Annotated in this window: 7 protein-coding genes; 1 reads left to right on the forward strand and 6 read right to left on the reverse strand. The window is 66.1% G+C overall.

Features of this window, described 5'->3' with window-relative positions; genetic code table 11:
* Positions 1–44: 44 nt before the first annotated feature.
* A complete protein-coding gene (locus AC5RT4_RS03885) occupies positions 45–3,521 on the reverse strand; it encodes an Rne/Rng family ribonuclease (RefSeq protein WP_494104891.1) in 3,477 nt (1,158 codons plus the stop codon).
* 451 nt (positions 3,522–3,972) lie between these two features.
* On the opposite strand from AC5RT4_RS03885, the gene AC5RT4_RS03890 reads away from it, so the two are divergent.
* Positions 3,973–4,656, forward strand: a complete 684-nt coding sequence (locus AC5RT4_RS03890) for a vitamin K epoxide reductase family protein (protein WP_494039889.1) — start codon at positions 3,973–3,975, stop codon at positions 4,654–4,656.
* Positions 4,657–4,736: 80 nt separating this feature from the next.
* On the opposite strand, the gene ndk is transcribed toward AC5RT4_RS03890, so the two are convergent.
* The 5 genes from ndk to AC5RT4_RS03915 form a co-directional block, all read right to left on the reverse strand.
* Positions 4,737–5,156, reverse strand: a complete 420-nt coding sequence (gene ndk, locus AC5RT4_RS03895) for a nucleoside-diphosphate kinase (protein ID WP_494039890.1) — start codon at positions 5,154–5,156, stop codon at positions 4,737–4,739.
* A 54-nt stretch (positions 5,157–5,210) separates the two neighbouring features.
* Positions 5,211–5,678 carry a DUF4233 domain-containing protein gene (locus AC5RT4_RS03900; protein WP_494039891.1) on the reverse strand — a complete coding sequence of 156 codons (468 nt, stop codon included), beginning with the start codon at positions 5,676–5,678 and terminating at the stop codon, positions 5,211–5,213.
* Between the two features lie 3 nt (positions 5,679–5,681).
* Positions 5,682–7,040 carry a bifunctional folylpolyglutamate synthase/dihydrofolate synthase gene (locus tag AC5RT4_RS03905; RefSeq protein ID WP_494039892.1) on the reverse strand — a complete coding sequence of 453 codons (1,359 nt, stop codon included), beginning with the start codon at positions 7,038–7,040 and terminating at the stop codon, positions 5,682–5,684.
* A 3-nt stretch (positions 7,041–7,043) separates the two neighbouring features.
* Positions 7,044–10,376, reverse strand: coding sequence for an isoleucine--tRNA ligase (ileS, locus tag AC5RT4_RS03910; protein ID WP_494104892.1), 3,333 nt, complete (start codon positions 10,374–10,376; stop codon positions 7,044–7,046).
* Between the two features lie 393 nt (positions 10,377–10,769).
* Complete coding sequence (locus AC5RT4_RS03915; protein WP_494039894.1) at positions 10,770–11,528, reverse strand: SDR family oxidoreductase; 759 nt, start codon at positions 11,526–11,528, stop codon at positions 10,770–10,772.
* Between the last annotated feature and the right edge of the window lie 49 nt (positions 11,529–11,577).

The raw sequence follows: 11,577 nt of genomic DNA on the forward strand, positions 1-11,577 counted from the left end.
GGGACTTGTTGAAACGCGCCGGTACGTGCCCGTGAGCGCTCCGGCTAGAGCTCCGAGGCCGGTACGCCTACGCCCAGGATGATGGGCGCCTCTGCGGGCTTTGTTGACGCTTTTTCAAGGCCGGCACCGCCGTCACCGGCCGGCGCCGGAGCCTTTGCCTCGTGGGCATGCCCTGTGCTGGCTGCCGCCACGCTTTCGTGATGCTGCACGGAGGTTTCGTTGGCTGCTCCCTGGGCACGGCTGGCACTGCGGTTGCGCCGCGGGCGCCGTTGCCGGGACTGCTCCAGCGTGTGGTCCGTGTAGTCCTTCGCCGGTTCCCCGGCAGCGGCTGCAGCAGGCACGCGGGCCGGCTGGACCGGCTCCACGCGCTCCGCCGGTTTCTGCTCCGGTTCGGTCTGCTCAGGCTCCGCTTGTGCGGGCGCCGGCTGGCCCAGGTGGGCGAACGCTTCGGCAAGCCGGTCCAGGGTCAGTGCGGGCTTCTGCGGCTGCTCCTCAGCATGGTCAACGAACGGCAGCACCACCTTCTCGCCGCCGAAGGTCAGCACGGCGGCCGGGCGCGCATCGTCGTCGCGGTTTGTTTCCACTGCGGGAGCCGGGGCAGGGGCGGGCGCGGAATGGTCCGCGGCAGCCTGCCTGGCTGCGGCCACTTCGTCGTCGTGCAAGTGGGCTGCATGCGCGGCGGCGGCGATGTTGGCAAGGGCCAGCCGGGTGGCTTCCGCCTTCGCGTGCCGCTCAGCGTCAGAGGGGTCGGGCTGGACTGTGTGGACGGGCACGGCAGGCGCGGGGGCAACCTCGGGCTGCTGGCCGCCACGGCCCCGCCGCCGCTTCCGGTCCGGACGCACGCCGGCCTGGCTGCTGTCGATGCGCGGGGCGTCATTGCGGTGGCCTTCGCTGCGGGGTTCCGGCCGGCTGTCGGTCCGCTGGACGTGGTGTTCGGCGGCCACGATGTTGGCCCGCCGGTGCTCAACGGGGTCGTCATGGGTGACGACGCCGCGGCCGGCGCACGCTTCGCACTGCTCGCCGAAGACTTCCAGGAGTCCGGTGCCCATCCGCTTTCGCGTCATCTGCACCAGGCCAAGGGAGGTCACTTCGGCAACCTGGTGCTTGGTGCGGTCGCGTCCCAGGCATTCCACCATGCGGCGCAGAACGAGGTCGCGGTTGGATTCAAGGACCATGTCGATGAAGTCGATGACGATGATGCCGCCGATGTCGCGGAGGCGGAGCTGGCGGACCACTTCCTCAGCAGCCTCGAGGTTGTTTTTGGTCACCGTCTCTTCGAGGTTGCCGCCGCTGCCGGTGAACTTGCCGGTGTTGACGTCCACCACGGTCATGGCTTCGGTGCGGTCGATCACCAGCGAACCGCCGGACGGGAGGAAGACCTTCCGCTCCAGCGCCTTGTGGATCTGCTCGTCAATGCGCCAGGCAGCGAAGATGTCCTGGTCCTTGGTCCACTTTTCGAGGCGTCCCACCAGGTCCGGCGCCACATAGGTGACGTACGCCTCGATGGTGTCCCAGGCTTCCTCGCCCGAAACGATCAGCTTGGAGAAGTCTTCGTTGAAGACGTCACGGACCACCTTGATGGTGAGGTCCGGTTCGCCGTACAGCAGCTCAGGAGCAAGGATCTTGGTGGACTTCGACTGGCTTTCGATGCCTTCCCACTGCGCGCGCAGGCGGTTGATGTCGTGTGTCAGCTCTTCCTCGGACGCTCCCTCGGCGGCGGTGCGGACAATGACGCCCGCCTGCTCCGGGAGCCGGTCCTTGAGGATGCGCTTGAGGCGGTTGCGTTCTACGTCGGGCAGTTTGCGCGAGATGCCGGTCATGGAACCGCCGGGCACGAACACCAGGTAGCGGCCGGGGAGTGAAATCTGACTGGTCAGGCGTGCGCCCTTGTGTCCCACGGGGTCCTTGGTCACCTGGACCAGCACGGTATCACCGGACTTGAGCGCATTTTCGATACGGCGCTGCTTGCCCTCGAGGTTGACGGCTTCCCAGTTCACCTCACCGGCGTAAAGGACGGCGTTCCGGCCGCGCCCGATGTCCACGAAGGCGGCTTCCATGGAAGGCAGCACGTTCTGGACCTTGCCGAGGTAGACGTTGCCGATCAGGGAATCCTGCTGGGTCTTCGACACAAAATGCTCGGCCAGGACGCCGTCTTCGAGGACGGCGATCTGGATTCTGTCGTCGCGCTGGCGCACAATCATCTGCCGGTCGACAGACTCGCGGCGGGCAAGGAATTCGGCCTCGGTAATGACGGTGCGGCGGCGGCCGGTGTCACGCGACTCGCGCCGGCGCTGCTTCTTCGCCTCCAGCCGGGTGGATCCCTTGACGCTGGTGACGCGGTTACTGACGGCCGGTTCAGTCACGGCGCGCGGTGCGCGCACGCGGGTAACCGTGTTGGGCGGATCGTCGTCTCCCCCACCCGTCAGTTCGAGGTCCTGGTCGCCACGGCGACGGCGGCGGCGGCGGCGGGACGTGACGCCTTCCTCCACCTGTCCCGCGGACTCCTCGTCGGCGTCGTCCGGGACATCTCCGTCAACATCTTCGCTGCCTTCGAGGTCGGTGTCGGCTTCCCGCTCTCCGAGGCGGCTGCGGCCGCGGCGGCCCCGTCCCCGGCGCCTGCGGCGGCCGTTGGCGTCTTCCGCATCGCCGTCCTCGGCGTCGTCCTCTCCAACCTCTTCCGCTACTGCGGGAGCCGGACGCACCACGGTGCTCAGGTCCGGCGCCTGGAACAGCACGGAGGTGGGGGAAGCGGGTTCCATGAAAAGGGAACCGAAGGGGCTGGAAGGAGCCGCGGGCGCCGTTTCCGCGGTGGCTGCCTGCGGTGCCTCAATGTTGGGAGCAGCCTGTGCGGCCTCCGGTTCGGGGGCTGGCTCTTCTGCAGCTTCTTCTGCAGGGGCCTCTGGTGCGTTCGGCCGGACTGCTGCTGCGGGCACTGCGGCGGCTGCCTCAGCAGCGCCGGCCGGAGTTACGGCTGCCGGGAGATCTGCGGGTGACTGGGTAGCGGCGGGTTCCCCTGCCGGCTCTGCCGCTGCGGCTGGGGGTTCCACTGCGACGGCAGGCGCGGAGGTCTTGCGCGTGGCAACCCGGCGGCGCCGGACGGGCTTCGTTTCAACGACTTCGGCGGCCGGCTCCGCGGCGTCGAGCCCAGGGGTCCCGGCGCTTGCACCGGCATCAGCACCGGTGTCCGGCGTGGAGTTAACGGCTGCTGATTCGGGTTCTGCGTCTTCGGCGAAGGCGGGGAGCGGTTCCGCTGCTTCTACCTTTTTCCGGGCACGCGTCCGCCGGACGGGAGCTTTGGCCTCCGGAGCGCCGGATTCCACAACATCCGCTTCCACTTCGACGGCGGCAGCTGCGGAAGGGTCAGCGCTGGCGGCGCCCTCTGCGGGAAGGTCCGTTGGCGGAGTCAGGGCCTCGGCTTTGGGAGCGGCCTTCCGGCGGGTCCTCGTAGCCTTTTTGGGGGCAGCGTCTGCCTCCGCGGCCGATGCTTCGTCGTTAACGGCTGAAACTTGTTCATTATCCATATGTGGCAACACTCCTGCCCCTGACGTACCGCCACATCCGGCACCCATTGGGGCACATATTGTCAAGACCCGCAGGCGTTGACAGAAGTCAAGTGGATACCCCCAGGTTCGCACCGGCAGTGGGGTGCGGCAGCCCGTGGGGGCCGGTGGGATGTTCTGAAACCCGTTGTTCTACGTGCCACAACCAGGTGCCGCGCAATGGAGTCGCGGGAGACTGCGTCGGTGAGACCGATGCCTGCCCTGCTCGTCATTGGCGGTCTTGGGAACAAGCCACCGGACCGGAGTCCGAATGTGGATCGGCTTCCAGCCACCATCATTCTCTCATACCCGGACTAAATCACGTCGGAGGCAGCACCGGATCCGCCGGCTGTTCCCGTCCGCCTGGACCTTCCTTCCAGCCTCCGGCGTTACAATCAGGCAAGGAGCACCGGATGAAAAGGACGCCACACCAATGCCCAGCATCTCCCCCCTCAGCAGCACCCCTGCACAGGAACGGAGCCTGAACCAGGACGCGGACCCGGCCGGGAGGACAGCAGGTGCTGTGCCGGCGATGACACGGAACAAGCCCTTCGGCTGGCTGCTGGTCATCACAGGAGTCATCGGCTGGCTCGCCTCGGGGACCCTGGTCCTGGAAAAGCTTGCAGTGCTTCAGGACCCCAACCACACCACCGTGTGCGACGTAAATCCCTGGATCTCCTGCGGCCAGGTGATGCAGACCTGGCAGAGCTCTCTGTTCGGTTTCCCCAATATGTTCATCGGGATCGTCGCGTTTGCCGTAGTTATCACGGTGGGCATGGGACTGCTGGCCGGAGCCACCTTTGCCCGCTGGTTCTGGGCAGGACTGCAGGCAGGCGTCACGCTCGGCTTTGTCTTTGTGGTGTGGCTGTGGTCGCAGGCCCTTTACGACATCCACGTGCTGTGCCCGTTCTGCATGATCGTTTGGGCGGCGATGATTCCCCTGTTCGTCTGGGTGACCATCCGGAACATCACCGCCGGGGTTATTCCGGTGCCGGCCAACGCGGCCCGGATCCTGGGCGATTCCGGGTGGATTATCACCGCACTGCTCTACGTGGCGGTCATTGCCACCATCTTCTTCGCCTTCATCCAGGTTTTCGCCGGAACTTCGGGCTTCTGACGCTGCAGCCCAGCCAAGCGAGGTGACAGATAAGGCCGATGTTCGCGAAGAACATCGGCCTTATCTGTCGTCCCGGACTGTTAGCCCTGGAACCAGATCTTGATCTCGCGCTCGGCAGAGTCCGTGGAGTCGGAGCCGTGCACCAGGTTCTGCTGGACCTTCACGCCCCAGTCGCGGCCGAAGTCCCCGCGGATGGTGCCGGGGGCGGCCGTAGTGGGGTCAGTGGTGCCGGCCAGGGCGCGGAAGCCTTCGACGACGCGGTGGCCTTCGAAGATGGCTGCCACCACCGGACCGGAGAGCATGAACTCGACCAGCGGCTCGTAGAAGGGCTTGCCCACGTGTTCCTCGTAGTGCTGCTCCAGCAGCTCACGGGATGCCTCCACCTTCTTCAGCTCCGCCAGGGTGTAGCCCTTGGCTTCGATCCGGGCCAGGATGGCCCCGGTGAGGTTGCGGGCGACGCCGTCGGGCTTGATCAGGACGAGGGTGCGCTCAGTAGTCACAACTGCTCCAATGCGTTGGTAGAGGTTTTCGGGTCAAGTCTACGGTGACTTTGTTTACGGGGACGGGGGCTGCTGGCCGGGCCCCGCGGACTCTTCCGGATGGGCCGCTTCCCAGGCCGCCTGCTCGCGGGCCCTTTCACCGGCTTCCCGGTCCAGCCGGATTCCGGTACGGATCCCGTACCACCAGGCTGCTGCGAACAGGGCACCCACCAGGAACATGGCAGGCTCGAAGATGCCGGTGAGGATCAGGACAAGCTGCAGGATCCAGCCAAGCCCAATGCCCCACGGTTTGGTGAGGAAGGCGCAGGCCACAATCATCAGCACGCTCAGGCCGATTCCCACCCCGAGGATGAGTGCGGGCGGGAACTCCCCGCGGCGAAGCCCGAACACCGCCAGGGTGGCGAAGAACATAACAAAGGCTTCCAGGAGCAGCACGGTGGACGCGAACATCACTTTGGTGGAGCGCCGCTTCCTGGGCATGCCCGGCCGCCATTCGCGCTGGGCTTTGGTCAGCTTCGCCATCGGCTATGCCTCCGTCTTCCCGAGCAGGATGCGGGCCTCGGCCACCAGTGTGATGGAGCCTGTGACCAGAACGCCGCCGGAAAGGTCGTCGTTCGCTTCGGCGCGTTCCACAGCCCACTCCAGGGCGTCATCGAGTTTCTCCGCTACGTGCACGTTGTCTTCGCCGAAGCCGAGATCGATGGCGAGCTCGGCCAGTTCGGCTGCCGGCACGGCGCGCGGTGAATTGGACTGCGTAAAGCAGAACTCCTCCGCCATCCCGCCCAGGGATTCCTTGAGCTGGCGCAAAATCTCTTCGGCGTCCTTCTCCTTGAGGATGCCCACCACCGGGACAAGCCTGGTGAAGGTAAAGGCCTCCTGAAGGGCAGCCGCGGAAACTTTGACGCCGTCGGGGTTATGGGCGGCGTCCACCACGATGGTGGGCGCTGTGCGGACCACCTCAAGCCGGCCGGGCGAAGTGACCTCCGCGAAGCCCTCCTGGAGCACGTCGAACCCAAGTTCCTTTTCGCCGCCGAAAAACGCTTCCAGCGCTGCAACGGCAACTGCTGCGTTCTGCGCCTGGTGTGCCCCGTGGAGCGGCACCAGCAAGTCCGGGTAGCGGCCGGCAATGCCCTGGATGGTGACCATCTGGCCGCCGACTGCCACGGTCCGGGACTCGACGCCGAACTCCACTCCCTCGAACTTGAAGGGCACGCCAACGTCCTTGGCCTTCTCCAGCAGGACCTGGGCGGCGTCCAGCGGCTGGGCGGCGCTGACGAGGTAGCCGCCGGGCTTGATGATGCCGGCCTTTTCGTAGGCGATGTCTTCGGTGGTGTCCCCGAGCAGGTCGGTGTGGTCCAGCGAAATGGGTGTGACCACCGAAACCTGCCCGTCCCCCACGTTGGTGGCGTCCGTAATGCCGCCCAGGCCCACCTCAATGACCGCCACGTTAACGGGCTGGTCCGCGAAGACCGCAAAACCAAGGATGGTGAGGCACTCGAAGTACGTCAGCCGCGGCTGGCCCTCTGCCTCCAGCTCGGCGTCGACAATCTGCAGGTACGGCCGGATCTCATCCCAGATCCGGACGAAGGTCTCGTCCGGGACGGGATGGCCGTCGATGCTGATCCGTTCGGTGACCTTCGTCAGGTGCGGACTGGTGTACCGTCCGGTGCTCAGGCCGTGGGCCCGCAGGACCGATTCGATCATCCGGGCGGTGGACGTTTTGCCGTTGGTCCCGGTGACGTGGATGATCGGGAACGCTTTGTTCGGCTCCCCCAGCACGTCCATCGCCCGGAACAGCGGGGCAAGCCGCGGCTCCATCTTGTTTTCCGGCGCCCGGCCCAGCAGTTCGGCGTAGACGCTCTCTACGGAAAATTCGTCAGTCATGGATTACGCCTCTACTTTTTCGACGCCGACAGCCGGCTCTGCGATATCAGTGGGTTCCGCCGTGAGGTCCACGGTGAGCGTTTCGCCCTTGACCAGGTCAGCGTTGGCAAGCAGGGCGTCGACGACGTTCTGCGGGGCCGTCACTGAGGTCCGGATGCGGTCGCTGACCTTCAGCCCGGCGTCCTTGCGTGCCTGCTGGATGGCACGGACCATGTCGCGCGCCAGGCCTTCGGCTTCCAGTTCGGGGGTGACCTCGGTGTTGAGGACGACGAATCCGCCGCCCGGCAGGACAGCGACTGCTTTCGTTGATTCAGCAGGTCCGCCCTCGGAATCAGCCACCACTGTCTCCAGCGTGTACTCCTGCGGTTCCAGCTGGAGCCCGCCGGCGGTGACCGTACCGGCGTCGTCCACGGACCAGTCGCCGGACTTGGAGCCCTTGATGGCCAGCTGCACGTTTTTGCCCAGGCGCGGGCCGGCGGCACGGGCATTGACCACCAGCTTCTGCTGGATGCCGAACTCCTCGGGCGAGGCAGTGGCCGCATCCAGCAGGCGGACTGAGCGGAGGTTGAGCTCATCGGCCACGACGCCGGCAAAACCGGTGAGGGCGTCGGCGCCCGGTGCCACGACCGTCAGTTCCTGCAGCGGCAGGCGGACACGGAGGTTTGCTCCCTTGCGGAGGGAGGACCCGGTGGAGCAGATCTGCTGGACCTTGTCCATGGCCTCCACCAGGTCCGGGCTGGCCGGGAACAGGTTGGCGTCCGGCCAGTCGGCCAGGTGCACGGAGCGGCCTCCGGTCAGGCCGCGCCAGATTTCCTCGGTGACCAGCGGCAGGAGGGACGCGGCCACGCGGGACACGGTTTCCAGTGCGGTGTACAGGGCGTCGAAGGCGTCCTGGTCTTCATTGAAAAACCGCTGGCGGCTCCGGCGGACGTACCAGTTGGTCAACATGTCCAGGTAGCTGCGCAGTTCGTCGCAGGCGCCGGAGATGTCATAGGTGTCCAGCTGAACCGTCATGTTCCGGACCAGTTCGCCGGTGTTGGCCAGCAGGTACTGGTCCAGGGTGTCGGCGTACCCGTCGTAGCGGAGCTGGGCGTCATACCCTGCGCCGCCGGCCGCGGCGTTGGTGTACAGCGTGAAGAAGCTGTACACGTTCCACAGCGGCAGGACGACCTGGCGGACGCCGTCGCGGATCCCCTGCTCGGTGACCACCAGGTTGCCGCCGCGGAGGATGGGGCTGGACATCAGGAACCAGCGCATGGCGTCCGAGCCGTCGCGGTCCAGCACCTCGGAGACGTCCGGATAGTTGCGCAGGCTCTTGGACATCTTCTGCCCGTCGGAGCCCAGCACGATGCCGTGGCTGATGACGTTGCGGAAGGCTGGCCGGTCGAACAGCGCCGTGGAAAGGATGTGCAGCATGTAGAACCAGCCGCGCGTCTGGCCGATGTACTCCACGATGAAGTCCGCAGGGTTGTGGGTGTCGAACCAGGCCTCGTTCTGGAACGGGTAGTGCACCTGGCCGTAGGGCATGGAGCCGGAGTCGAACCAGACGTCCAGCACATCCTCCACGCGGCGCATCACCGACTGGCCCTCTTCCGGAGTGCGGGGGTCATCCGGGTTGGGCCGGGTCAGGTCGTCGATGAACGGGCGGTGCAGGTCAACTTGGCCGTCCTTGTTCAGCGGCAAGCGGCCGAAGTCCGCTTCGATCTCGGCGAGGGAGCCGTAGACGTCGGTGCGGGGATATTCGGGATCGCTGGACTGCCACACCGGGATGGGGCTGCCCCAATACCGGTTGCGGCTGATGGACCAGTCGCGGGCGTTTTCGAGCCACTTACCGAACTGGCCGTCCTTGACGTTGCCGGGGATCCAGTTGATCTCCTGGTTCAGTTCGGACATGCGGTCCTTGAACTTGGTGACTTCCACGTACCAGGAGGACACGGCCCGGTAGATCAGCGGGTTGCGGCAGCGCCAGCAGTGCGGGTAGCTGTGTTCGTAGCTGGCCTGGCGGACCAGGCGGCCCTGGGCGCGCAGCACCTGCGTGATGGGCTTGTTGGCTTCGAAGACCTGCAGGCCCACGATGTCGTGAAGGTCGCCGTGCTTGAAGAGCGGGAGGAACTTTGCGCCTTCGTCAACGGAGAGGATCACCGGGATGCCGGCCTCCTCGCAGACCTTTTGGTCATCCTCGCCGTAGGCCGGGGCCTGGTGGACGATGCCGGTGCCGTCGGTGGTGGTGACGTAGTCGGCCACGAGGAACCGCCAGGCGTTTTCCATGCCGTATTTTTCGTTGTCCGCGAAGTCGTGCCACAGCGGCTGGTACGCCAGGCCTTCCAGCTCTGCGCCGGTGTGCGTGGAGACGACGGCGGCCTGCGCTGCCTCGAAGTCGTCGTACCCGAGGTCCCTGGCATAGTTGGCCAGCAGGTCCGCAGCGAGCAGGAAGCTGCCGCTCACGGGTGCGTCGGCGGAGGCGGCTTTGATGCCGTTGGGTCCCGCGGGCAGTACGGCGTAGGTAATGGCGGGCCCGACGGCGAGCGCGGCGTTGGTGGGAAGCGTCCAGGGTGTGGTGGTCCAGGCCAGCGCCTGCACGCCGGCGAGCTGCCGGGACAGTTCCGATTCGCCGGCAGTGATGGGGAAGGTCACCGTTACCGTCTGGTCCTGGCGGTTCTTGTAGACGTCGTCGTCCATGCGCAGCTCGTGGTTGGACAGCGGCGTCTCATCCTTCCAGCAGTAGGGCAGCACGCGGTAGCCGTTGTAGGTGAGGCCCTTTTCGTGGAGCTGCTTGAACGCCCAGAGGACGGACTCCATGTACTCGACGTTGAGGGTCTTGTAGTCGTTGTCGAAATCCACCCACCGTGCCTGGCGGGTCACGTAGTTGCGCCACTCGTCGGCGTACTTCATGACGGAGGCGCGGCAGGCGTCGTTGAACTTGTCGATGCCCATGGCTTCGATCTGGGTCTTATCCGTCATGCCCAGCTGCTTCATGGCTTCCAGCTCTGCCGGCAAGCCGTGGGTGTCCCAGCCGAAGCGGCGCTCCACGCGCTTGCCGCGCTGGGTCTGGTAGCGGCCCACCAGGTCCTTGGCGTAGCCGGTCAGCAAGTGGCCGTAGTGCGGCAGGCCGTTGGCGAAGGGCGGCCCGTCGTAGAAGACGAACTCGTTGCTGCCGGGTGCACCGCCCGGGGCGTCGGCGCTGCGCTGGTCGATGCTGGCCTGGAAGGTGCCGTCCTGGTCCCAGTATTTGAGGATGCGCTCTTCGATTTCCGGGAACTTCACGGAAGCGGAGACACCTGCACCCCTGGAGGAGGTGCCACTGGTGGCGGCTGAGGCCTTCGGGTAATACGTCATTCTCGACATCCTGGGTTGAGCTGGGCGAACTGCCGGCCGGGGCCTTCAGTTCCGTTCAGGATGCGAGGACGGTTGCCGTGCTGTCCGCCTGGACTTCACGCTCACCGCGGTACCACCTCACTTACCGGCGCTGCCAGTTCCCGGGGGAACAGGCGTGCTCCGGCCTCTCATTACTGCTGTGACGGGCTTACCCGTCCGGTTCTACTGACGCTTCCCACCTGGCCGGCGGTTAACGCGTTCTTCCGGAAGCTCACCGGTGATAGCCGGGTCGTAGCCGCTTTCGAGTCTACTATTCCCGGGCCCGGGCCACCAATAAGAGTTGGCAGATGGACGGTGCCGGAAGCCGCAGTGCACGCCGCCGCCTCGGCCTGCCTCGTGCCGCCGTCGGGCTGGCTAACCCTTGCGGATGATTTTGTGGTTGGCGGCCTGGGCCACCGGACGGATCACGATCTGGTCCAGGTTGACGTGGTGCGGTGCAGTTACGGCGTAACGGACTACCTCCGCCACGTCTTCTGCCGTAAGCGGCTTCTCAACTCCCTGGTAGACCTTTTCGGCGGCCTGCGGGTCACCCAGCCGGTTCAAGGCAAATTCCTCGGTTTGAACCAGGCCGGGCGCCACTTCGATCACCCGGATGTTGTTTGCCACTTCCTCGAGCCGCAGCGCACCGGTCATGGCGTGCTGCGCGGACTTGGCAGCGTTGTAGCCGCCCCCGCCCTCGTAGGCCGATATGCCCGCCGTGGAGGTCAGGTTCAGCACAGTGCCTTCGCCGTGGGCGCGGAGCATCGGCAGGAACGCCCTGGTGAGCTTCATGGTGCCCAGGACGTTGACACGGTACATCCACTCCCAGTCCTCGGTACTTGCGTCGCCGATGGTGTCCGCTCCCCTGGCTCCGCCCGCAATGTTGACCAGGGTGTCTATGCCCCCCGCTTCGGTCACCCGGGCAAGCAGCCGGGACACGTCGTCGTCCTCTGAGATGTCAGCAGGAAGCGCGACGGCGCCAGTCTCGGCTTCGAGGGCGGCAAGACGCTCTGCACGGCGGGCCACCGCGAACACCGTCCACCCCTGGGCTGCCAGCGCGCGGACCGTTGCCTCCCCGATTCCGCTGCTCGCACCGGTTACCAAAGCTGCCTTTTCCTGGAAGTCCGAAGTCATTGCACCACCCTAGCGCCAGCCGTCCGGCGAAGGCCGGAAGCTGTGTCGG

Source organism: Arthrobacter sp. sptzw42 (genome assembly GCF_059089685.1).

Excerpts from the sequence above, each read along its gene's own strand:
- AC5RT4_RS03885 (WP_494104891.1), bottom strand. The coding sequence starts at position 3,521 with ATGGATAATGAACAAGTTTCAGCCGTTAACGACGAAGCATCGGCCGCG.
- AC5RT4_RS03890 (WP_494039889.1), top strand. The coding sequence starts at position 3,973 with ATGCCCAGCATCTCCCCCCTCAGCAGCACCCCTGCACAGGAACGGAGC.
- AC5RT4_RS03900 (WP_494039891.1), bottom strand. The coding sequence starts at position 5,678 with ATGGCGAAGCTGACCAAAGCCCAGCGCGAATGGCGGCCGGGCATGCCC.
- AC5RT4_RS03905 (WP_494039892.1), bottom strand. The coding sequence starts at position 7,040 with ATGACTGACGAATTTTCCGTAGAGAGCGTCTACGCCGAACTGCTGGGC.
- ileS (WP_494104892.1), bottom strand. The coding sequence starts at position 10,376 with ATGACGTATTACCCGAAGGCCTCAGCCGCCACCAGTGGCACCTCCTCC.
- AC5RT4_RS03915 (WP_494039894.1), bottom strand. The coding sequence starts at position 11,528 with ATGACTTCGGACTTCCAGGAAAAGGCAGCTTTGGTAACCGGTGCGAGC.